Source organism: Geobacter hydrogenophilus (genome assembly GCF_018501225.1).
GTDB classification, from domain to species: Bacteria; Desulfobacterota; Desulfuromonadia; order Geobacterales; family Geobacteraceae; genus Geobacter; species Geobacter hydrogenophilus.
Genome location: NZ_JAHCZI010000002.1, coordinates 221,336 through 244,014, shown reverse-complemented (window position 1 = coordinate 244,014; position 22,679 = coordinate 221,336). Strand labels below are relative to the sequence as shown.

Annotated in this window: 23 protein-coding genes and 1 tRNA gene; 8 read left to right on the top strand and 16 right to left on the bottom strand. The window is 59.1% G+C overall.

What is annotated here, in order from left to right:
• Positions 1-3: 3 nt before the first annotated feature.
• Genes KI811_RS04695 through KI811_RS04675 form a run of 5 tightly spaced genes read left to right on the top strand, consistent with a single transcriptional unit; the run spans position 4 to position 3,524 of the window.
• Positions 4-747 (top strand): ABC transporter ATP-binding protein, encoded by a 744-nt coding sequence (locus tag KI811_RS04695; RefSeq protein ID WP_214185334.1) that lies wholly within the window; start codon positions 4-6, stop codon positions 745-747.
• Between the two features lie 13 nt (positions 748-760).
• Complete coding sequence (locus KI811_RS04690) at positions 761-2,062, top strand: phenylacetate--CoA ligase family protein (RefSeq protein ID WP_214185333.1); 1,302 nt, start codon at positions 761-763, stop codon at positions 2,060-2,062.
• Between the two features lie 42 nt (positions 2,063-2,104).
• On the top strand, positions 2,105-2,383 hold the full coding sequence (locus tag KI811_RS04685) for a peptidylprolyl isomerase (RefSeq protein ID WP_214185332.1): 279 nt from the start codon (positions 2,105-2,107) through the stop codon (positions 2,381-2,383).
• Positions 2,384-2,406: 23 nt separating this feature from the next.
• Complete coding sequence (locus KI811_RS04680; RefSeq protein ID WP_214185331.1) at positions 2,407-2,853, top strand: SseB family protein; 447 nt, start codon at positions 2,407-2,409, stop codon at positions 2,851-2,853.
• Entirely contained in the window at positions 2,850-3,524 is a 675-nt protein-coding gene (locus tag KI811_RS04675; RefSeq protein WP_214185330.1) for a flavodoxin family protein, read from the top strand. The genes KI811_RS04680 and KI811_RS04675 overlap by 4 nt, the downstream gene beginning before the upstream one ends.
• A 301-nt stretch (positions 3,525-3,825) precedes the next feature.
• Here the strand turns inward: KI811_RS04675 and KI811_RS04670 are convergent, their stop codons facing one another.
• The 9 genes from KI811_RS04670 to KI811_RS04630 all read right to left on the bottom strand — a co-directional run bounded on the left by KI811_RS04670 (position 3,826) and on the right by KI811_RS04630 (position 11,608).
• Positions 3,826-4,281 carry a c-type cytochrome gene (locus KI811_RS04670; RefSeq protein WP_214185329.1) on the bottom strand — a complete coding sequence of 152 codons (456 nt, stop codon included), beginning with the start codon at positions 4,279-4,281 and terminating at the stop codon, positions 3,826-3,828.
• Positions 4,278-4,862, bottom strand: coding sequence for a quinol:electron acceptor oxidoreductase subunit ActD (locus KI811_RS04665; RefSeq protein WP_214185328.1), 585 nt, complete (start codon positions 4,860-4,862; stop codon positions 4,278-4,280). The genes KI811_RS04670 and KI811_RS04665 overlap by 4 nt, the downstream gene beginning before the upstream one ends.
• 4 nt (positions 4,863-4,866) lie before the next feature.
• Positions 4,867-6,237, bottom strand: a complete 1,371-nt coding sequence (gene nrfD, locus KI811_RS04660; protein ID WP_214185327.1) for an NrfD/PsrC family molybdoenzyme membrane anchor subunit — start codon at positions 6,235-6,237, stop codon at positions 4,867-4,869.
• Positions 6,230-6,943 carry a 4Fe-4S dicluster domain-containing protein gene (locus tag KI811_RS04655; RefSeq protein WP_214185326.1) on the bottom strand — a complete coding sequence of 238 codons (714 nt, stop codon included), beginning with the start codon at positions 6,941-6,943 and terminating at the stop codon, positions 6,230-6,232. The genes nrfD and KI811_RS04655 overlap by 8 nt, the downstream gene beginning before the upstream one ends.
• Positions 6,944-6,992: 49 nt before the next feature.
• Positions 6,993-9,185, bottom strand: coding sequence for a molybdopterin-containing oxidoreductase family protein (locus KI811_RS04650; protein WP_214185325.1), 2,193 nt, complete (start codon positions 9,183-9,185; stop codon positions 6,993-6,995).
• Between the two features lie 10 nt (positions 9,186-9,195).
• On the bottom strand, positions 9,196-9,711 hold the full coding sequence (locus KI811_RS04645) for a cytochrome c3 family protein (protein ID WP_214185324.1): 516 nt from the start codon (positions 9,709-9,711) through the stop codon (positions 9,196-9,198).
• Between the two features lie 356 nt (positions 9,712-10,067).
• Positions 10,068-10,328: a hypothetical protein gene (locus tag KI811_RS04640; RefSeq protein WP_214185323.1), complete on the bottom strand. Its 261-nt coding sequence runs from the start codon at positions 10,326-10,328 to the stop codon at positions 10,068-10,070.
• Between the two features lie 268 nt (positions 10,329-10,596).
• Positions 10,597-11,253 carry a methyltransferase gene (locus tag KI811_RS04635; protein ID WP_214185322.1) on the bottom strand — a complete coding sequence of 219 codons (657 nt, stop codon included), beginning with the start codon at positions 11,251-11,253 and terminating at the stop codon, positions 10,597-10,599.
• A 280-nt stretch (positions 11,254-11,533) separates the two neighbouring features.
• A tRNA-Gly gene (locus KI811_RS04630) sits at positions 11,534-11,608 on the bottom strand.
• Between the two features lie 318 nt (positions 11,609-11,926).
• Here KI811_RS04630 and KI811_RS04625 point away from each other — a divergent pair.
• Together KI811_RS04625 and KI811_RS04620 are read left to right on the top strand one after the other, a co-directional pair.
• A complete protein-coding gene (locus tag KI811_RS04625) occupies positions 11,927-12,673 on the top strand; it encodes a TerC family protein (RefSeq protein WP_214185321.1) in 747 nt (248 codons plus the stop codon).
• Positions 12,674-12,740: 67 nt separating this feature from the next.
• On the top strand, positions 12,741-13,199 hold the full coding sequence (locus KI811_RS04620; RefSeq protein ID WP_214185320.1) for a hypothetical protein: 459 nt from the start codon (positions 12,741-12,743) through the stop codon (positions 13,197-13,199).
• Here the strand turns inward: KI811_RS04620 and gluQRS are convergent.
• Positions 13,190-14,137, bottom strand: coding sequence for a tRNA glutamyl-Q(34) synthetase GluQRS (gene gluQRS / locus KI811_RS04615; protein ID WP_214185319.1), 948 nt, complete (start codon positions 14,135-14,137; stop codon positions 13,190-13,192). The genes KI811_RS04620 and gluQRS overlap by 10 nt on opposite strands.
• 66 nt (positions 14,138-14,203) lie before the next feature.
• Between gluQRS and KI811_RS04610 the strand changes: the two genes are divergently transcribed.
• Entirely contained in the window at positions 14,204-15,475 is a 1,272-nt protein-coding gene (locus tag KI811_RS04610; protein WP_214185318.1) for a glutaredoxin family protein, read from the top strand.
• A 28-nt stretch (positions 15,476-15,503) separates the two neighbouring features.
• On the opposite strand, the gene ppnP is transcribed toward KI811_RS04610, so the two are convergent.
• From ppnP to KI811_RS04580, 6 genes are all read right to left on the bottom strand, one after another.
• Entirely contained in the window at positions 15,504-15,818 is a 315-nt protein-coding gene (ppnP, locus tag KI811_RS04605; protein WP_214185317.1) for a pyrimidine/purine nucleoside phosphorylase, read from the bottom strand.
• Between the two features lie 44 nt (positions 15,819-15,862).
• On the bottom strand, positions 15,863-18,166 hold the full coding sequence (gene recG / locus KI811_RS04600) for an ATP-dependent DNA helicase RecG (protein WP_214185316.1): 2,304 nt from the start codon (positions 18,164-18,166) through the stop codon (positions 15,863-15,865).
• A 63-nt stretch (positions 18,167-18,229) separates the two neighbouring features.
• Positions 18,230-18,430: a DUF1858 domain-containing protein gene (locus KI811_RS04595; RefSeq protein WP_004513327.1), complete on the bottom strand. Its 201-nt coding sequence runs from the start codon at positions 18,428-18,430 to the stop codon at positions 18,230-18,232.
• 39 nt (positions 18,431-18,469) lie between these two features.
• Positions 18,470-18,949 (bottom strand): transcription elongation factor GreA, encoded by a 480-nt coding sequence (gene greA, locus KI811_RS04590; protein WP_214185315.1) that lies wholly within the window; start codon positions 18,947-18,949, stop codon positions 18,470-18,472.
• 114 nt (positions 18,950-19,063) lie between these two features.
• Complete coding sequence (gene carB / locus KI811_RS04585) at positions 19,064-22,309, bottom strand: carbamoyl-phosphate synthase large subunit (protein ID WP_214185314.1); 3,246 nt, start codon at positions 22,307-22,309, stop codon at positions 19,064-19,066.
• Positions 22,310-22,348: 39 nt separating this feature from the next.
• Positions 22,349-22,678 (bottom strand): DMT family protein, encoded by a 330-nt coding sequence (locus tag KI811_RS04580; protein WP_214185313.1) that lies wholly within the window; start codon positions 22,676-22,678, stop codon positions 22,349-22,351.
• Position 22,679 lies beyond the last annotated feature (1 nt).

Below are 22,679 nucleotides of genomic sequence, written 5' to 3'. Positions count from 1 at the left end.
AGAATGCTGAAAATCAAGAACATCAATACCTTCTACGGCAAGGTTCACGCCCTCAAAAACATCTCGATTCACCTGAAGCAGGGGGAGATTGTCACGCTTATCGGCGCCAACGGAGCCGGCAAGACGACCATCCTCAATTCCATCTCCGCCGTGACGCCACCGGCCACCGGGCAGATCCATTTTGACGACCAGGATATCGCTGGCCTCGGACCCGACCGGATCGTGAAGCTTGGCATCTGCCAGGTCCCCGAAGGGAGGCAGGTCTTCAAACCTCTCTCCGTGGAAGACAATCTGGAACTGGGAGCCTATCTCCGCTACCGGGGGAGGGAAGGGCGGAGCGCCATCCGCAAGGATCTTGACGACATGTATGCCCTCTTCCCCCGTCTCCACGAGCGGCGCAAGCAGGCCGCCGGCACCCTTTCCGGCGGCGAGCAGCAGATGCTGGCCATGGGGAGGGCGCTCATGGCGCGTCCCAGGCTCCTCCTCCTTGATGAGCCTTCCATGGGACTTGCTCCCCTTGTGGTTCAGGAGATTTTCCGGGTCATCGAGCAGCTGCGGAGCGAGCGGGGGACCACCGTCCTCCTCGTGGAGCAAAATGCCAAAGCAGCCCTGAAGATGGCAGACCGGGGATATGTACTTGAAACAGGTAAAGTAGTGCTTGAAGGAGTCGCCTCTGAGTTGTTGGAAAATAAGGAAGTTCAGAGGGCTTACCTCGGGAAAGACAAGAAGGAAATCTGGGAAAGATAGGCGAGGTCACCGTATGCAGATCTGGGAACCAACATACGAATGCATGCCGCGCGAGGAGTTGCAGCAGCTTCAGCTGGAACGGCTCCAGGCTACCATCAACCGCGTATATAAGAATGTCACCTGCTACCGGAACAAGTTCAACGAGCTTGGCATCGTGCCCGAGGACATCCAATCCCTGGACGACCTCAGGAAACTTCCCTTCACCACCAAGGAGGACCTGCGCCTGAACTATCCCTACGGGATGTTCGCCGTGCCGCTCCGGGAGGTCGTGCGGATCCACTCCTCGTCGGGAACCACCGGCAAGCCCACGGTGGTCGGTTACACGAAGCACGACATCAAGGTCTGGTCGAATCTGGTGGCCCGCTTCATGACCGCCGCCGGCGTCACCCACGACGACGTGGTTCAGGTCGCCTTTGGTTACGGCCTTTTTACGGGCGCTTTTGGACTTCACTACGGGGCCGAGACCATCGGCGCGTCGGTGATTCCCATGAGCTCCGGGAACACCGAAAAGCAGATCATGATCATGCAGGACTACAAGACCACTGCGCTTGTCAGCACCCCGAGCTATGCCATCACCATCGCGGACCGGATGGAAAAGATGGGGATCGACCCCAAGACCCTTTCACTCAAAGTGGGGCTCTTCGGCGGTGAACCATGGTCAGAAGCGATGCGGAAGGAAATCGAAAGCAGACTTTTCATCAGCGCTACCGACAACTACGGTCTCTCGGAAGTTATCGGCCCCGGCATTGCCGGCGACTGCGAATACAAGTGCGGCATGCACATCTTCGAGGATGCTTTCATCCCCGAGATCATCGATCCGGATACCGGTGAGGTGCTGCCTCCCGGGAGCGTCGGGGAACTGGTGCTGACCACCCTCACCAAGGAGGCGTTCCCCATGATCCGTTACCGGACCCGGGACATCACGTGCCTCGATTATTCCCCCTGCGCCTGTGGCAGGACCATGGTTCGCATGCGGAAGACCATGGGGCGCAGCGACGATATGCTCATCATCAAGGGGGTCAACGTCTTCCCGTCCCAGATCGAGGAGGTTCTCTTTGCCATCGAAGGGTGCCAACCACACTACCAGATCATCGTCGACCGCAAGGGGACCCTCGATACCCTGGAGATCCAGATTGAGGTCACCGAAAACATCTTCTTCGATGAGATGAAGCGCCAGCGTGCGTTCCTCGAAATGGTCGAGAAGCGGATCGATTCGGTGCTCGGCGTTGGCGCCACGGTCAAGCTCGTGGAGCCGAACAGCATTCCCCGCCATGAAGGGAAGGCCCAGCGGGTCATTGACCGGCGCAAACTCTGAACAACCCATTCACCATTCAGCAAACACACTCAAGGAGTTCCCATGCCAACAGCAACCGCCCGTCACATCCTCGTCTCCACCGAAGCCGAATGCCTACAACTCAAGGCCGAGATAGAAGCCGGGGCCGACTTCGCCGAGGTAGCCAGAAAGAATTCCGCGTGTCCGTCGCGCATGCAGGGCGGCGACCTCGGGGCCTTTGTCCCCGGTCAGATGGTCAAAGAGTTCGACGAGGTCGTCTTTTCCGGTGAAATCAACAAGGTTCTCGGACCGGTCAGGACCCAGTTCGGCTATCATCTGATCGAAATCACAAAACGCTGGTAGCCACCATGAAAGGAACACCCGGAATGACTCCACTCGATGAGGCGCTGGTTACCCTGCGTCAGGATATGCGCGATGCAAAGAATCAGTCGAAGTTCTATGATCTCTTTCTCAACTCCACTTTTTTCGTTCCCATTCTGGATGAGCAATCCCTTGCAGAGGTGGTAGAGCCGCCGCAGGACGGGCAGGTGCTCCCCCTGGTCATTGAGGCTGAGGGAAATGACTACCTGATGCTCTTCGATACTCGGGAGCGTCTTCAGGCCTGGACCCAGACCGACGCCAAATGCGTGGAGGTGCCAGGCCATGTTCTGGCGGCAACCACTATGCCTCCGCTGCACTGGGCGCTCAACGCGGGGACCGAGTACTCCAAGCAGTTTCATCCCGAAGAAATCGCCTGGCTCAGGGACGCTGTTGAACGCTGCAACGCCGAGGCAGCCGGCCGAGGGGATTCCTCTCAAGGAGAAATCGCATGAAAATACTGGCGATACTTGCCAGCCCCAGGGGGACGCGGGGGAATACCGGGCGCTTGCTGGATGAAGTCCTTGCCGGAGCAAGAGAGGTCGGAGCAGAGACCGAAGTCCTCTCCCTCTCCACCCTGAAGGTCCAACCATGCGTCGGGTGCGACAACTGCCACAAGACGGGCATCTGCCCCATCAATGACGACTACGAAGGCATCAAGGAGAAACTTCTTGCCTGTGACGGGTTCATTCTGGCCAGCCCCAATTACATCTTCAGCGTCACCGCCCAGATGAAGGCTCTCTTTGACCGTTGTAACGGACTGATACATTGCATGGCGCTGGAGGGGAAATACGCCGCTGTCGTGGAAACCTCCGGGGGAGGCGAGGACGCGGACGTTATCTCTTACATGGAGCGGGTCATTAACACGCTGGGTGCAACTTCTGCGGGCGGAATAGGCTCTCCTGTCGCTGGCGTAAGGACGTTCCCCGATGAGGCAACCCTCTATGGGAAGGCCAGCGCCCTCGGCCGTGACCTCTGCCGCTGTATCAGCGAAAAACGAAGATTTCCGGAACAGGAGCGCTTTCATGAGGCATTCCGATCAAGGATGTCCGGCCTCGTTGACTTTATGAAAGAGTTCTGGTCATTCGAACGTGATTACTGGCAGAAGAGGACACTTGCAAGGTAGCGACCATGTTCGAAACGCAGTACAACGACGAAATGGAAGCAGAAGTGAGGCGCCTGGAGGCGAAGAAGCGGGCTGCCGATGCGGGACATCCGGAATGGGTGAATGCCTGTGCCCGATGCGGATGTGAGTTGCAGTCACCGGACGTTACAACATGCAGTCACTGCTCGTGACATCACAATTTATGTAATCTCCCACAACGGGCCGAGTCTTCTGATTTGGCCCGTTGTGTTTCGGTCGATTTTCCAGGCCGGTCGGGCTGCAGGGTAGTTACCAGCTATGATACGACTTCGGGAGAAAGCGGCTATCTGCGTGTTCGCAGGTAATTGATCAGGTTCCAGCGGTCCTGAACCGTGAGCTTGCCCTGGAAGGGTGGCATTCGGCCGAAGCCCGAGGTAATGGCTCTGAAGATGTCTGAGTCGGTCAATCCCTGCACCGTGTCGTGATCGAGTCCTGGTGGTGGAGGGATGAGTTTCTTGCCGACCGGGCCGCGCTCCGCCGAGCTTAGGCCATGGCACATGGCGCAGTTGATGGTGAAAAGCGTTTCTCCTTGCTCCAGGGATTCCACGGTCGGCGCAACGGGATTTTTCTCTACGGCCTCTTGCGACACGTTCTCCTTGCCGGTGACGGGAACAGCACCCTTGGGCGGAGCCAGGACCGGCGTCTGGTATGGTTTGTAGGCAGGTTGCTCATCCATCCAGATCGCTGCCATCAGCACCGGTGTTGCCGTCAGAATGGCCAGTTTCACCGCACGTCTCATATCCTATCCTCGGCAATGGTCCTGACAGCGCCGGCCGCCTTCATGATTTCCTCAGCACGACTCGCCTGCTCGTCGGGGGGGAGAGCCGCAACGGCACCAATACACTCGCGGGGCAACACGTCCGCCCCGCAAGCTACGGCCTCGCCTCCGGAATGTATGGAAACGCTGATGCCAATGTACCCCTCGGCTATGAGAGGATCGTAAACGCGTTTTCGTAACGTAGGGAGGCCCATTTCCAGAAACATCCCGATGATGGTCCCTACAAGGGCAAAAAGCATGGTGAGCTCGTAGGTGACGATGCCGGTCGGGTAAAAGGCGATAATGGGCTTGTCGCCGGTCTTAACTGGGTAGAGCCAGGCAGTGCCTGCCGCAAGGAGGAAGCCGGCGCCGGCGCCGGCAATGCCGCAGGCCAGGGTGAACCAACGGAACCAGGTACGCTGTTCTGTCCTAACAAGCACGCCGTCAGGATAGGCAACCGACGTGAGGGAGGTGATTTGCCTTTCGACGAACCCTTCTTTGATCAGGTGTTCAACGGCTATGCCTGCGCTCTCTTTGTCGCTGAAAATCCCGAGGACTTCCATTCGACTACTCCTTTTCCGCGCTCGACTGAAGCCGGGTTCGGCTGAGCCTGACCACGCTCTTTTGTGCCTCCAGCTCCCGCACATCGGTTACCGCCACCATCGGGAAACACTTGGCAAAGAGGGTATACATCAGGGCGAAGCCTGCAAAGGCGCCTGCGGTAACAGAGAGTTCCACCCAGGTGGGGCGGTAGGTTCCCCAGACGAACGGCATGTTCTTGTGGGAGAGTGACGGCACGATGATCAGGAAGCGCTCGATGAACATGCCGACATTGATCAGCACCGAAACCACCAGCATCACAGCGATTGAGCGACGCAGCCGCTTGAAGCAGAGTGCCACGATCGGGAGGACCGAGTTGGCGAAGATCATAAAAAGAAGCAGGAACGCATATTTGTCGGCCATGAAACTGAAGACTTCCCACTCGATCGGTTCATGGGCGTACCAGGTGGTCTGGACCTCGACGAAATAGGCATAGGACCAGAGGAGTGCGATTACCAGGAGGAGTTTTCCCATGTTGTCGAAGTGAAGCGGCGTCAGGTAATCCTCCAGGTGGAATACCCGACGAATGATGATCATCAGGGTAATGACGGCGGCAACTCCCGAATGGATGGCGCCGATGACGAAGTATGGCGGGAAAATGGTGCTATGCCAGCCAGGAATAACGGTAACGGCGAAGTCCCAGGCGACGATGGAGTGCACCGAAACGGCCACCGGGATGATCAACGCTGCCATCAGGGTGGATGCCTGATGAAAGATTGCCCATTCCCGCGCAGCCCCTCGCCACCCCATTGCCAGGACTGAGTACAGCTTGAATCTCCAGCCGCTTGAGCGGTCCCGGGCGACTGCGAGATCGGGAAGCATCCCGAGATAGAGGAAGAGACTGCTCCCGATGATGTACGTGAAGATTGCCGTAGCGTCCCAGAGGAGCGCCGAGCGGAAGTTCGGCCACAGTCCGCGTTGGTTGGGATAGGGGATAAGGTAGAAAAAGACCCAGTTGCGGCCCAGGTGAATGAGCGGGAAAAGGCCGCCAACGGCAACGGTAAAGACGGTCATTGCCTCGGCGGCGCGCAGGATCGGCCGTCGCCAGTTGGCCCTGGAAAGACGCAGGATTGCAGAAACCATGGTTCCCGAGTGGGAAAGTCCGATCCAGAAGACAAAGTTGACGATATATACCCCCCACATGACCGGCCTGTTCAGGCCGGTGCAACTCATGTCGGTCGTCAGCATGTAGCCAAAGGCGTAGAGTCCCCACGCCACCACGGCCCCGAGGAATAGCGCGAGCGCGTACCAGCTCCAGGTGGGGGTGCGCAGGGAGGACAGCATCTCGTCGTTCAACTGGCTGGAGCTCTTGGCGGCAGGAAGTATCGGCTCAGACATGCTCGCGTCCTCCTCCCTTGAGATAGTAAATCGAGGGGTGGGTGCCCAGGTGCTCCAGAAGCCGGAAGCGCCTGGGGCTGCGGGAAAGGATGGCGACCCGGCTCCGAGGGTCGGCCATGTTCCCGAACACCAGAGCGTCGGTTGGACAGGTCTGGGCGCAGGCCGGCTGTATTTCGCCGTCGCGAATGGCGCGATTTTCGGACTTGGCATCTTCCTTGGCCCTTCGGATGCGCTGGACACAGAAAGTGCACTTTTCCATCACTCCCCGGGTACGCACGGTCATGTCCGGAGAAAGTTGATTGTCAAGAGGTTTGGGCCATTCGTGGTTGTAGAAGTTGAAGACCCTTACGGCATAGGGGCAGTTATTGCCGCAGTACCTGGTGCCGACACAGCGGTTGTATACCTGCCCATTGAGACCGTCGGGGTTGTGGTAGCTGGCATAGACCGGGCAGACCGGCTCACAGGGGGCGTCCTGACAGTGCTGACAGAGCACCGGGAGAAAGCGCGCCCGCACGTCCGGATACTTTCCCACCCAGAAACGCTCGATGCGTAACCAGTGCATGTTGCGCCCTTCGGAGATCTCCTTCTTGCCGCAGATGGCCACGTTGTTCTCCGCCTGACAGGCAACAACGCAGGCGCCGCAACCGGTGCACCGATCAAGGTCGACAACCATCCCCCATCTGTACTGACTCGTCATTTTTTCCATAATCGACTCAATCCCGATGACCGCTTGCGCAGCATCGATGCAGGCTTCCCTATATCTCGACCAACTCGCTCCGGAGGCTTCCCTGGGGATGTCCTGCCGTAACCAGTTCCCCTTTCCCCGAGATTCTGGTTATCCGCACCCGGGTAGCATTCCAGGCAGGCTGCTGCTTCGTCCCTTGGCGAGCCACCAGCGCGAGAGGATTTACCCCTTGCCCCTGGGCATAGCGTCCCATCCCCCCATGCCCCTGCCCCAAGGGGACGGCCACCATGTCCGGACGGATTCCGGGATAAACGACTGCCGGCAGACGGAGCGTGCCCTGGGGCGATGTGACCTCCACCAGATCGCCAAAGCCGATCCCGAGCTCTGCTGCGGTCTCGGGGTTGATCTCCACCCAACTCCCCCAAACGACGGTGGTCATCGGGTCCGGGAGCTGCTGCAGCCAGGGATACGGTGCACCACGGCCATCATAAAAGGCGGTGGAAGGGTAGACGATCAGATGGAATGGGTACGTCTTCGGGTCCCCGGCAAAGTCCGGGTCCTCAGGCAATGGCGGTGGTGCGTCCGAGCCCCATCGATAACCGGTGAGCTTGGAGCTCTTGCCTTTAAAGCTCCCACCGTGCTGAAGCAGGTCGACCCACGTCGCTTCGAAATCCACGCCGGCCTCAAGTCCGGCTTGTTTCCTGATCGCTCCCTTCAGCAACTCCAGGTACGACTCGTCCGGTAATGCTGCAGCCATCCTGCCTCCCAGCTCATGGGCCGTTGCCAGCAACACTTCGGGGAACTGGCGGGTATCGAACAATGGCTCCACAACCGGCTGCATGAGCCCCACTACCGGTTCCCGGGTGCCGGCGACCGGTATCACGTCTCCCCAGCTTTCCAGGGCGGCGTGGTCCGGAAGGACCAAGTCCGCGTGCAGGGCGGTATCGTCGAGCAGCGAGGAGAAACTGACGATGAACGGAACCTTTGCCAGTGCGTCGTGAAATCCGGTCGCCGGAGGAACGGAATAGAGCGGATCGCCATGAATCATGGCAACCTTCACGTTTCCGCCGTGCATCGTTTCGATAAGAGCGAGGAGTTCGGCGAAGGAATTTTCCGGGCCGGATGGGAACCCTGCATCGGGGTAGATCCCACCCGGCCGATTCAGGCTTCCCACCAGGAGATTGAGCAGGTGGACCGCACGGACCGATTCAGGTCCGTTGCTCTGAAAGGCGACCATCTCGCCGGCCAAGGCGAGTGCGGGACGGGTAGAGGCGAACTCCCGTGCCACTTCAGCGATCGCTCCTTGCGGCAGACCGGATAGCTGCGTCACTCGGGGCAGATCGTATCTGTCCAGCGCGGCCAGCAGTTTCTTTGCCTCAAGTCCGTTCGCCGCAAGGGCTCCGCTGTCGTAAAGCGACTCGGCCAGAATCAGGCGTGCCATGCCAAGGGCCAGGGCTCCTTCGCTCCCCGGCTTGGCAGGCATCCAGCGGTCTGCCGAGGCGGCAGTCAGTGACATGCGCCCCCCCACATAGGTGAAATGGCCGCGAACCGTGTCACGGCCTTGGCGCATTTGACCAAAGGCGGAGCCGTACTTGACCGGCGACAGATGATTTTCCACGAAATCAGCCCCGAAGCTGAGCAGATAGCGTGTTTCGGCGATGTCGTAATAGGGGAGGGAGGGGTGCCCGAAACTACGACGGGCAGCAGCCCGGAGTAAGTCAGGGGTGAGCAGCTCATAGGAGACGTGGTTGGTCGAGCCGAACGTGCGCATGAAGCGGCTTGTGAGCTCCGCCAGGGTACCCCGCAAATGAGGCGTCAGCAGTGCCAGGCCGTTAGTGTTCTGTTCACGCTGCAAAGCTTTGAGCTTATCCGCGAGCAGCCCGATACCCTCTTGCCAGGAAATCCGCGTGAAGGCACCGGAACCGCGGGGACCATTCCGTTTGAGGGGGTGAGGCACGCGGTCGGGATGGTAAAGTTCTTGAACAATGGCCTGCCCCCGGGCGCAGAGTTTCCCTCTATTGATGGGATGATCCGGGTTTCCCTCTATCTTCTTTGCCCGCCCCTCAGACACTCGGACCAGAATGCCGCAACCGGCAGGACATGCATTGCAGGAGCTGGCATAATAAGTACCCTTGCCGGGAGTTACCCCCTCATCGGGTGGAATGAGATAGGGGATGAGCTGTTCATTTTTTGAACGGCATCCATCCAGTACGGCGCTGGCGGCTATTATTGTGCCAAGCTGTAAAAACGTTCTCCGTTTCATTTGCGCTCCGCTATTTGTGGCATGTCCAGCAGTCGATACTAGCCTTATGCTTTTGGTGGCAGTTCAGGCACCATCCCATCTTGAGGCTTGCAGACCGGGTGATCCGTTCCATGGTGGCCACTTCGCCGTGGCAGGCTGCACAGGGAAGTTTTGCGCGGACGTGCATCATGTGCGGGAAATATACGAAGTCCGGCAGGCTGTAAACCCTGACCCAGGGAATCGGTTCACGCTTTTCCCAGTATTTCATCAGTTTTTTTATTTCCGGAGCGTTCGGTGAAATGAACAGATGGCAGGCCCGGCACTCCTCCATCGATGGAATGCCCGCTGCCGGGGACTTCAGGGCGTAACTATGACAGAAGAGACAATGGATGCCGTTGTCGCCTGCGTGCAACTTATGGCTGAAGCGAAGCGGTTGGACAGGGGAGTGGTCTCGAACATCCAATGGCAGAATGTACAGCAAGACAGAGGCGGCGACGATGGCCACGGTCACAATCGCCAAACCGATGATAAGCCTCACTTTATTCATGCATCCACCTGAGCGGGAACGGGCAGTTGCGGTGATGACGGAACCCTTACGGTTCAACTAATAATAGCAACCAGTTAGCTTCTGTCAAAATGGGAGGGGTGGACATCAATCCGCTTCTTATCAACAACTACGAGGGAATAGGGGGGTACGAGGAGTTTAGGGGTGATCTGTGTTTTGTCCGGATAGACTGGAAGTAGAGGACAGAATCTGTGGTATCGACAGGCAGCTAGGGAACTCATCAAGTATATTCGCAGCGGAGGGACTCTCGACCCTCCGCTGGCCGACCAGACCGTTCCCTATCTCGCCGCTCTCATCACGGCGCGGAAGGGGCGTAAAGTAAGTACATTCTGCCGAAGCTACAGCATATATCCTCGAACAAAAATCATCATTTCGCCGGTTTCACTGTCCACTGCTATCTGCCGTTCTTCAGGTGTCAACATTTCATGGAGATATTTCCGGGCCCGTTTCCGGTTGCCTGCAATACTGTCTGAAATCTTACACATGATGGAAGCCGGCAGCCCCGACCTGTAGCCCTGAACCAGCTTGGCGATTTCCTCGCGCCGTTGTGCATTGCTCCAAGTCTTGTAAACTTCAGTCCCAACATCCTCCTTAATCATGACTTTCCCCTTTGGATTAATTGACATTTATATTGGCTTTTGCAGGGTCGCATAGTCTTCTGAATCTTTCAAGGGCACAGGACAAAAATTTATTTCTTGTACTTTACATAATATATCTTATGGGACGTAAGCAGTCGGGACATGGTGGCGGGTTACAGTATCGTCGTCGTCATCACAGAGGAGAGCTTCACGGTACCCTGCTTTTGTAACGCTTTCTCAATGAAGGATATGTCGGGGACGTGGATAATTCTCTGAAGTACGGCCGTCCCTAGCTAGGCTCCGCCAGCAGCAGCCGGTTCTTGGGCGTAATGTCCCCCGGTATCTGCTGGGTGATCACCCGATACCCCCGGGAGCGCAGCCGCGACACGCGGACAACATCCATGGCCAGCGGGCCATCCAGCCATCCCTGCAGGCCGCCAAGGTCCGCACCGCTCAGGTCGTGACAGCAGGGAAGCACCGCCACCCTCGCCTGGGCCTCCACTGCCCGCTCCAGAATCAGGTCTGTCAGTCCTCCGCAGGCATGGGCCGAGACAACCAGATCGTCGCGACGCAGCGTCACCTCCGTAAGGTCCGCCTCCACAAACTGGATGCGCCCCTTGAGGCGTGGCCAGCTTTCTTCCAGCGACGCTGCAAGGGTGGCGGCACTCTTCGGGATCTGCCGGTCAACGGCCAGAGCTGTCGGTGATGTGTCGTCGAGAAGGAGAAGTATCTGCGCCAGAAGCCCGTGGCCGCAGGCCAGATCGACAATCCGCCCTCCCCGGTAACGCCGACGGACCCGACGAGCCACTTCCCAGGCTTCGTACAGTTCCTTGCGGGGCAGACAGCCGGCGCGACAGGCGGCTCGGGCAATGGCGTCAAACAGGGTATCGCCGGCAAACTGAGGAAGTAGTTTTTCCGTAAGGCGGTTGCGGGAGGAGCGGTCCATGGGGTTACCCAAACGGCGGTGAACTTTGCATTTTGCTTCGTGGTGCAAATTTACACGAAAGTTTCACCATCATGCTGTCTTCTGTGCGTGGAGCACCTCCCACCCCAGACAGGCAAGAATGGTTCAGCGGTGATTCCTCGAATTGGTTCATGTCATCATTTAATCAGGGAATTACGAGTAGCCGAATTTTGCCATAGACAATAGAAAGGTTCTCGCTCTGGCAATTGGTAAATACAAACGAAAAAGGGGCCAGATTCTTGATCTGGCCCCTTGGCTTTCATGGAGCGGGAAACGGGATTCGAACCCGCGACTTCAACCTTGGCAAGGTTGCACTCTACCACTGAGTTATTCCCGCGAAACAGGTTCCCGTTATATAGCAAACGCTCCCCGGGAGAGTCAACACTTTTTTTCGCAAAAATGACAACCAGTGGGATGCTCACCGAGCTTCAGTTGGCACTCCGCACAGTTACGGCGGAAGTGAGTTCATTGACAGTGAGGCCGTTGCGGAGATGGAATAGTGCTGGCGACAAAGGCAATTATTAACACTCGGGAACAAACGGCTGATCGGCAAAGATAACGGCCTCTCGTCGCTCCGGGAGATTGCGGTTGACAGTGCCGACCCCTCTCGGTATATGTGTGCTCCTTCACATTACTCTATCAAGGAGTTCTTCAGATGGAATGGCTTACCGACCCCCAGGCGTGGATCGCCCTTGCTACCCTTACTGCGCTCGAGATCGTCCTCGGCATCGACAATATAATTTTCATCTCCATCCTGGCGGGGAAACTCCCCCGTGAGCAGCAGGAAAAGGCCCGCGTCACCGGTCTTGCCCTTGCCATGTTCACCCGGGTAGGGCTCCTTTTTTCTCTCACCTGGCTCATGGGTCTTACGGCACCGCTCTTCTCCGTGGTTGGCCGGGAAATTTCGGGCCGTGACCTGATCCTCATCGTCGGCGGCCTGTTTCTTCTGGCCAAGAGCACCATGGAAATTCACGAAAAACTGGAAGGCGACGAAGGCCACTCCTCGACCAGGGCCGCAGCGTCCTTCGCCGGGACCATCGTTCAGATCCTCCTCCTGGACATTGTCTTCTCCCTCGACTCCATCATCACCGCCATCGGCATGGCCAACAGGCTGGCGGTCATGGTGCTGGCGGTCATCATCGCAGTGGGCTTCATGATGTTCTTCTCAGGAAATATCAGTGCCTTCGTGCACAAGCATCCCACCATAAAGATGCTGGCACTCTCCTTCCTGATCCTCATCGGTGTTGCCCTCATCGGAGACGGCCTCGAAATGCACATTCCCAAGGGTTATATCTATTTCGCCATGGCATTCTCCGTGGGGGTCGAGATGCTCAACATGCGGATGCGCGCCAAAGGCAAGCCCGTGAAGCTCCATGAGCCGTACCTGAAGGAGGAACGGTAGGCTCGTTCACTTTTGATCCGCTCTCTGGTAGACTGTGATGTAATTACTCTGTTACCGGTGGGACACCATGAAAAGAACCTTTATCTGGATGGTGTTTCCCTTGATGGGAGCGATTCTCTTCTGGGGGATTGATGCACTTGTTATGGCGCACCATGGCACATGGTCCACGACAGCCTGGATCACCGCCAAGAGCATTGCCCTCCCTGTGGCCTGCGGTAGCGCCTTCTGGCAGATGGTGAAGCTTTTCTCCTGCCAGGATCGCCTCATGGGAGCCGCCATGGCCATGGCAACGGGGATCTGGGTGTCCGGCCCCCTCTATTACATCTACTTTCATCTCTCCTTTGGAACGCGTCCCATGTCCACCGCGGAGATGCTCTTCCACATCGCTCTCTTCCCCATCGCAACCCTTATGGTTTCCCTCTTCAACGGCTCCATCGGCGGACTACTGATCACCTCTGCGCTACTCGGCATTCTCGGCACCGGCTGGCTGGGGATTCCTGGTCAGGGCAAGGGTAATCAGGAGTGAACCGAGAGGGGGGCGGACGCTGTGGGGACAAGGGTGATATCAAAGTTGGCCGCCCCCCAGGCAAGAACTTCCTTTCCGCAGGATCCTGCGAGGGATTCAGGAGGACGCTGCCCCAGGAAGCGTAACGCAGCCAGGATAAGCCTCCCCCCTTCGACGGCAAGGTCGAGACCGACGGCGAGGGACACGGCATTGTCCCGCTTGGAGAGCTTCCCCCCGCCGGTGGCGGTAACCAGGGGAAGATGGGCGTAGACCGGTGTTTCGTAATCGAGGAGACTCTGGAGCAGAATCTGCCGCGGAGTCGATGACAGGAGGTCTGCACCCCGCACTACCTGGTTCACCCCCTGGTCGGCGTCGTCCACTACCACGGCCAGTTGGTAGGCGAAAAGCCCGTCGGCCCGCTTTACCACGAAATCTCCGCAAATTTGTGCCAAGTCATACCGCTTCTCCCCCATGACGAGATCCCGTACCACGATGGGTTCGCTCCCCACCTTCACCCGGTAGGAGCGCGGCTCTTTCCCCGGCTGCAGGCCGTTGCGGCAGATATTGGGATAGGCCACCTCCCCTTCGCCGTCGTGGGGGGCCGAGGCGGCTCGGGCGATCTCGGCCCGGGAGCAGCCGCAGGGATAGGCCTCGCCGGTCGCCAGAAGGCGCTCAAGAGCGGCACTATAGGCATCAGCCCGGCGGCTCTGCCACATGACCTCACCGTCCCAGGCAAAACCGAGGGTTTCCAGGGTGCGGAACATGTCATCCGCCATCCCTGGCACGACCCGAGGGGTATCCAGATCCTCCATCCGGAGGAGCCAAAGCCCCCCTGCCCGCTTCGCCATGGCATAACTACCCACGGCGGCCACCAGGGATCCCAGGTGAAGGGGACCGGTTGGAGATGGGGCGAAGCGTCCCACAACGCAGCGATTTTCAGGTGTCTGCTCGGATATCATAAGAATACGGGCCAACTCCCGATGAGAATTCCTTCAGGTGCGATAAACTTGAACCAGGAGGCTGCCATGGGGAGAGGAGCGGTTCGAGCGTTCATACAGGCCTGTGTTTTGATCGTGCTGTTGATTGCCCTACCCACCGACGGCATGGCCAGCACTATCGACACCAGGGGAGATGTAACGCTCTACTTCTTCTGGGGTAAGGGGTGTCCCCATTGCGCCAAGGCAAAACCGTTTCTCGATGACCTCAGGCAAAGACACCCCGGTCTGCAGGTCTGCGATTACGAAGTCTTATCGAATCGCAAGAACGTCGAGATTCTCATGACCATGGCCAGGGAGCGTGGATTTGAGGCAACCGGTGTCCCTGTCTTCATCATTGGCAATCACGTTATCGCCGGTTTCTCTGAGGAAAAAGCCCGGGCCATAGAGCGCCAGGTCTCTGCGCTCCTGGCACCCCGAAAGGCCGAGGTGCCGGCCGCTCCGCCCAAGGAAGCGGAAACCATCATCATCCCCGGCATCTGCACCGTTGATCCAAACGCTCTCTCGCTTCCGGTCTTCACGGTGGTCATCGCCGCCCTTGACAGCTTCAACCCCTGCGCCTTCTTCGTGCTCCTCTTCCTCCTGAGCCTCATGATCCACGCCCATTCCCGCAACCGCATGGCGCTCGTGGGGGGAACCTTCGTCTTGTTCTCGGGGCTCATTTACTTCCTCTTCATGGCAGCCTGGCTCAACCTCTTCCTGTTTACCGGCACCCTGGCCGCTGTCACCACAACAGCAGGAATCATCGCCGTCGTTGTGGCTGTCATCAACATCAAGGATTTCTTTTTCTTCGAGAAGGGGGTCTCCCTCGTCATTCCGGAGGACAAGAAGCCAAAACTATTCGAGCGGATGCGTCATCTCGTCCACACCGGATCGCTCCCCTCGATGCTGGCGGGGACGGTTGTCCTGGCCGTGGCGGCCAACAGTTACGAACTCCTCTGCACCGCCGGATTCCCCATGGTCTACACCCGGCTTCTGACCCTGCGCGCCCTCCCCTCCTCCGAATACTACCTCTACCTGGCCTTTTACAACCTGATCTATGTGATTCCCCTTGCCGTTATCGTCGCCATCTTTACCGCAACTCTCGGCAGCCGAAAACTGACGGAGTGGCAGGGGCGGATCCTGAAGCTCCTCTCCGGCATCATGATGCTCATGCTCGGCCTGGTCATCCTGCTGAAGCCGACCCTCCTGAACAATGCCCTGGCTTCGCTGGTCCTCATGGCGTTGGCCCTCAGCGTCACGGCCATCATTGCAGTGGGAGCTCGCAAGATGGAAGGGCAGACCGAAAAACCCCGTCCTTAGGGGACGGGGCTATCAGCGCGGACAACACCTAGCCGAGGAAAGAACAACAGTAATCGGTGAGGGAGAGGACCTTCATGGTAAAGGAGGAATTGGCCGGCACTTCGAAAGACTCCCCTCCCTTGAAACGACGCCATCCCTCGCTCCCCGGAAGCGTCACGTCCAGTTCGCCGGAGAGTATCTCCATGATCTCCGGGGCGCCGGTGTTGAAGGTATACTCCCCCGGCTGCATGATGCCGAGGGTCTTCTTGGTGCCATCGGGGAAGATGACGGTGCGGCTCACGACGCCGCCGTTGAAGAATACGTTTGCCTCCCGGACTACGGTTACGTTGGTGAATTCAGACATATTTCCTCCATTTTGAAATTGGTACAGCAAAACGTACTTGTTTCTTAGGCGATCCCCGCAAGTTCAAGCCGGCCTCCCCAACGCCGGGCCAGTTCCGCCCGGAGCTTCTCGTGCCGGGGCAACCGCAGCTCCGGGTCCACCTCTGCCACGGCAAAGGCCTCCTGCCGGGCCTCTTCCAGAATACGACCGTCCCGCAGGATGTTGGCGACGCGGAAATCGGGAATGCCCGCTTGGCGGGTGCCGAGAAAATCACCAGGGCCCCGGATTTCCAGATCGGCCTCGGCAATCCTGAAGCCGTCAGTGGTGGACTCCATGACCCGGAGCCGCTTCTCGGCGTCCTCGGAGAGGCGCTCGCCGGCCATGAGGATGCAGCGGGATTTCTCGCTTCCCCGCCCCACCCTTCCCCGCAGCTGGTGGAGTTGCGACAGGCCGAACCGCTCGGCGTGCTCGATGACCATCACCGTGGCGTTGGGGACGTCGATCCCCACCTCGATGACCGTGGTGGCCACCAGGATGTCGATTGACCTTTCCTTGAAGGAGCGCATCACCCCCTCTTTCTCCTCCGGCTTCATCCGGCCGTGGAGGATGCCGAGCCGCAGATCGGGGAAGATGTCGTTGGCCAGGTGCTCGGCCATCTGGGTGGCGGCCTTGAGATCCGACTTCTCCGACTCTTCTACCAGGGGGTAGATGACGTACGCCTGGCGACCCTTGGCCACCTCGTCGCGGATGATGCCGTAGACCTGCTTCCGGCGCGACTCAAAACAGATCCGCGTCTCGATGGGGGTTCGCCCCGGCGGCAACTCGTCGATGACTGACAGCGAAAGGTCGCCGAAGACAGTCATGGCAAGGGTCCGGGGGATGGGGGTGGCAGTCATGACAAGGATGTCGGGGTTCTCTCCCTTCTTCCGCAGAAGCCCACGCTGGAGGACACCGAAACGGTGCTGCTCGTCCACGATGCCGAGGCCCAGGCGCTGAAACTCCACCTTGTCCTGGATCACCGCATGGGTGCCGATGACGATCTGTGCCTCACCACCGGATACCCGCTCCAGGGCGTCCTTCTTCGCCTTCCCCTTCAGCGATGAGGTAACGAGGGTCACCGAAACGCCCAGTTGGTCGCACCAGAGGTGGATGTTCAGATAATGCTGCTCGGCCAGGATCTCGGTGGGGGCCATGATCGCCACCTGATAGCCGTTCTCCACCGCCACCAAGGCCGCCATGAGCGCCACGAGGGTCTTGCCGCTTCCCACATCCCCCTGCACCAAGCGGTGCATCGGGTGCGGCGCCATCATGTCCTCCTTGATCTCGGCCAGGACCCGCCGCTGGGCCCCGGTCAGCGAGAAGGGGAGGAGTTTCAGGAGCGGCTTCGTATAAGTGTGGCTGACAGTGAAGGCGATTCCCGACTCGAGGGTTACGCCATGTTTTTTCATGGCCAGCCCCAGCTCAAGGAAAAAGAACTCGTCGAAAACCAGGGTGCGGTTGGCGGGGTCCTTTCCTTCCTCAAGCCCCCGGGGATCGGCATCGCCGTCGGGGAAGTGGACCCGTCGGAGCGCGTCGGAGAGGGGCAGGAGTCCCTGGCGCCCCGCCACCTCCGGCGGCAAGGCACTCTCCACGCAGGGCGCATACTGGTCCACTACCCCTTTCATTACCTTCCGCAGGGTCTTCTGGTGGAGTCCCTCGGTGAGGGGGTAAACCGGCACCACGCGGCCGAAACTGATCGGGTCCCGGGCCATGACAGACTCTACGCTCTCTCCTTCGGCAAGCCATTCGGCGTCCGGATGATGCACCTCACGCTGGAGCCCAAACTGGGAGACCAGCCCAGTAAATATGCCCCGCCGCCCCTCCTTCCAGGTCTTCTTGAGAAAGGCGGGATTGAAATTAAACCATTTGAAGGAGATGGTGCCGCTTGCGTCCCGCACCACCACTTCGAAGAAGCGACGCCCCCCCTTGGTGCTCACCACGTCAGCGGTAATCACCTCGCCAGAAAAGACACTCGTCGCCCCGGGGCAAAGCCTTGCAATGGGCACTACCTTACGGCGGTCCTCGTAACGGTTGGGGAGAAGGTAGAGGGCATCCTCCACCGTGGCAATTCCCTTCTTGCCAAGGGTCTCCGCCAGCTTCGGGCCGACCCCTTTTATGAACTGAATGGGAGTTTCCAGGTTCTTGCGGTTGATGGACTCATGGAGTCGGCCCTGGGCCGCACCAGGAGAAGGAGGCGCATGACGGGACACGAGGATGCCGCCCGGTGCTTTTTCCAGTAAGACCGGATCACCCGGCTTGATTCCCAGATCCTTCAGGAAGTCATCGGGTATGGCTAGCTGACCGTTTTCGGCAAGGGTGACAACCGGCATGGCTCCTCGCTGCGGATAGACGAAGGGCGAAGAGGTTTCCCCCTTCGCCCTTGCGACATAGGTTTACTGGCCGATGGCGTTCAGGTCTTTCAGGACCTCGTTGACATCGAGGCCATGGGCGCTGCACCCCTGTTCCAGGGACTCGTTCTGGGCACCCATGCAGCCGATGCAGCCGAGATTGTACTTGCGAAGCACCTTGGCCACTTCGGGATTGGCCTGGAGGGCTTGGGCAAAGGTCATATCCTTGGTGAATTGCTGGCTCATTGCGTTTCCTTTCCTTGTTGCACGGTTGATAACGAAATATCAGAGATACTTGATGTCGATGATCTCGTATTCCTTCACGGACCCCGACGGCACCTTGATCTTGACGCTGTCGTCAAGCTTGTGCCCGATGAGGGCCTTGCCGACCGGCGAGGTGCACGAGATCTTCCCCAGTTTGATGTCGGCCTCCTCTTCGCCGACGATCTTGTAGGTTACCTCTTCCTCGCTGGTGGTGTCGTAGAGGGTGACGGTGGCGCCGAAAACCACCTTGTCGGGTTTCAGGCCGGAAAGATCGACCACGTGGGCCCGGGCAAGTTTCCCCTGAAGTTCCTGAATGCGCCCCTCGATGAACGCCTGGCGGTTCTTGGCGGCGTCGTACTCGGCGTTCTCCGAAAGGTCGCCGTGGCTGCGGGCCTCGGCAATATCCTGGATCACGCGGGGCCGCTCCTCGCGGATCAGGCGCTTCAGCTCTTCCTGAAGGGAATCGTAACTCTCTTTGGTCATGGGTACTGAATAGGACATCGTACTCACTGCTCCTCTATGAAAATCGCGGGGCAGCCGATTGGCCGCCCCGTTGGTACATTCCGTTAGATTATCAATCGGAGAGTCGCCTGCCTCGGCAACTTTCCACTCTATTCACGCCAGGTACTCCTGCAGGGGCTTCACGTCCAGCTGGCCGTTGATCATGGCGATGATCCCCTCCGCAGCCGCGTTTGCCCCGGCAACGGTGGTGAAATACGCCACGTTGTGCATGAGTGACTCGCGCCGGATGGAAAAGGAATCAGCCACGGCCTGAGCACCCTGGGTGGTGTTGAGCACCATGCAGACCTGCCCACTCTTGATGGCATCCACTATGTGGGGCCGTCCTTCGAGCACCTTGTTGATCACCTCGACTTCCACCCCCTTCTCCTTCAGGTAGGAGGCGGTACCGCGGGTGGCGATCAATCTAAAACCGGCATTATAGAGTTTTTTAGCTGAATCGACAATATGTTTCTTGTCGGCGTCGTGGAGGCTGATAAAGACCTTTCCCGACCGGGGAAGCTTCACGTTGGCGCCGAGCTGCGCCTTGGCAAAAGCAGTGGCAAAATCGGAGCCGATTCCCATGACCTCGCCGGTGGATTTCATCTCCGGTCCGAGGATTGTGTCAACACCGGGGAATTTGACGAAGGGGAAGACCGCTTCCTTGACCGACATGTGCTTCGGCACGATGTCGCCGGCAACGCCCAGTTCCTTGAGGGTTTTGCCAGCCATGACCCGGGCTGCAATCTTGGCGAGGGGACGCCCCGTGGCCTTGGAGACAAAGGGAGCGGTCCGCGATGCCCGGGGGTTCACCTCAAGGATGTAGATGATCCCTTCCTTGATGGCGTACTGGACGTTCATGAGCCCCTTGACGTTAAGTTCCAGGGCCATGACGGTGGTCTGGCGCTTAATCTCGTCAACAAGTTCCTGGGAGATGGAATGGGGGGGGAGACAGCAGGCAGAGTCACCGGAGTGAATACCCGCCTCCTCGATGTGCTCCATGATCCCGCCGATAACCACCTCAGTCCCGTCGCAGAGGGCGTCCACGTCGATCTCGATGGCCTTGTCCAGGAACTTGTCGATGAGGATCGGATGCTCCGGCGACGCCTGGACGGCGGTGGTCATGTAGCGGCGCAGGTTCTCCACGTCATAGACTATCTCCATGGCCCGGCCTCCGAGGACGTAGGAGGGGCGCACCACCACGGGGTATCCGATTCGGTTGGCCGCCTCTTCCGCTTCCTCGAAGGATCGGGCGGTTCCGTTCTCGGGCTGGAGAAGGTTCAGCTTGTGGAGCATCTCCTGGAACCGCTCCCGGTCCTCGGCCCGGTCGATGGCGTCCGGCGAGGTACCGATAATGGGGACGCCGGCCTTCTCCAGGGCCACGGCCAGCTTCAGTGGGGTCTGCCCTCCGAACTGGACGATGACCCCCTGGGGCTTCTCCAGGTCAACGATGGAGAGAACATCCTCGTAGGTCAGCGGCTCGAAGTAGAGGCGGTCGGAGGTATCGTAGTCGGTGGAGACCGTCTCCGGGTTGCAGTTGACCATAATGGTCTCGTAGCCGTCCTCGGCCAGGGCGAAGACTCCGTGGACGCAGCAGTAGTCAAACTCGATCCCCTGGCCGATCCGGTTGGGACCGCCGCCGAGGATCACGATCTTCTTCCGGTCGGTCACCTCGGCCTCGCACTCCTCCTCGTAGGTGGAGTAAAGGTACGGGGTGTAGGCCACGAACTCGGCCGCGCAGGTGTCGACCCGCTTGAAGACGGGCTTCACGCCGAGAGAGAGCCGAAGCTGGCGGATCTCCTCATCGTTCTTGCCCCAGAACCGGCCGAGCATCTTGTCTGCGAAACCGAACTGCTTAGCCTCGCGGACGATGGTAGCGAGGTTCTGCGGCGCCTCTGCCGCCGGATCGACCGCCCGAAGCTCCTCTTCCTTCTCGATAATCTGCTTGATATTGTGGAGGAACCACGGATCGATGGCAGTGAGCTGGAAGATCTCATCGATCGACATGCCGCTTCGGAAGGCGTCTCCCAGATACCAGAGCCGCTCCCAGTTGGGAACCCGGAGCTTGTCATTGACAAGCTGCTGTTCCTTGGCGGTTAGGGCGCGGCGGTTATCGCCGTTGGTAAAAAGCCGCGACTCGAACCCGGCCGAGCCGATTTCCAGGGAACGGAGCGCCTTCTGGAACGACTCCTTGAAGGTGCGGCCGATGGCCATGACCTCGCCCACCGACTTCATCTGGGTGGTGAGCGTCGCGTCGGCGGCCGGGAACTTCTCGAAAGTGAAACGGGGGATCTTGGTCACCACGTAGTCGATAGTCGGCTCGAAGCATGCCGGGGTCTCCCGGGTGATGTCGTTGCGGATCTCGTCCAGGGTGTAACCCACGGCAAGCTTCGCAGCGATCTTGGCGATGGGGAAGCCGGTGGCCTTGGACGCCAGGGCCGAGGAGCGGGAAACCCGCGGGTTCATCTCGATGACCACCAGGCGGCCGTTGCGGGGATTGATGCCGAACTGGATGTTGGACCCCCCGGTGTCGACCCCGATCTCCCGGATGATCTTGAGGGCCGCATCACGGAGGATCTGGTACTCCTTGTCGGTGAGGGTCTGGGCCGGGGCCACGGTGATGGAGTCGCCGGTGTGGACCCCCATGGGGTCGAAGTTCTCAATGGAGCAGATGATGACCACGTTGTCGGCGGTGTCGCGCATCACCTCCAGCTCGTACTCCTTCCAGCCGATGACCGACTCCTCCACGAGGATCTCGTCGGTGGGGGAGGCGTCGATCCCTCCCACGACCATCTTCTCGTACTCTTCCATGTTGTAGGCGATGCCGCCGCCGGTCCCTCCAAGGGTGAAGGAGGGGCGGATAATGGCCGGGAAGCCCACCGTCTTGATCACCTCCATGGCCTCAGCGTAGTTGTGGGCCAGGCCCGAGCGGGGTACCGACAGGCCGATCTTCTCCATAGCCTCTTTGAAGAGGGTCCGGTCCTCGGCCTTCTTGATGGCCGGAAGCTTGGCGCCGATGAGTTCCACCCCGAACTTCTCCAGGGTCCCGTTCTCGGCCACGGCCACGGCGGTGTTCAGGGCCGTCTGGCCTCCGAGGGTCGGAAGCACTGCGTCGGGGCGCTCCTTCTCGATGATCTTGGCCAGTACGTCAGGGGTCACCGGCTCCACGTAGGTCCGGTCGGCAAAGTCAGGGTCGGTCATGATAGTGGCCGGGTTGCTGTTCAGGAGCACCACCTCGAAACCTTCCTCCTTAAGGGCCTTGCACGCCTGGGTGCCGGAGTAGTCGAACTCGCACGCCTGGCCGATGACGATGGGGCCGGCGCCGATGATGAGGATCTTTTTGATGTCGGTACGTTTGGGCATTGCAACTCCTTGCTGATGTAACGTCGTTAAAGAATGTATCTATCCGCGAAATATGAAAAAGACGGCTCCGGCCAGGCAGCAGCCGGCCCAGAGGTAATCCAGTTTCAGGGGCTGTCCCATGTAGTAGACCGCGAAGGGGACGAAGACCGCCAGCGTGATGACCTCCTGCATGATCTTGAGCTGCCCCAGGCTGAAGGTGCCGTATCCTATCCGGTTGGCCGGCACCTGGATCAGGTACTCGAAGAAGGCGATTCCCCAGCTCACCGCCACCGCTATGTACCAGGGGGCCGCCTTCAGGTTCTTCAGGTGCGCGTACCACGCAAAGGTCATGAACACATTGGACAGCGCCAGCAAAACAATCGTTCTCATG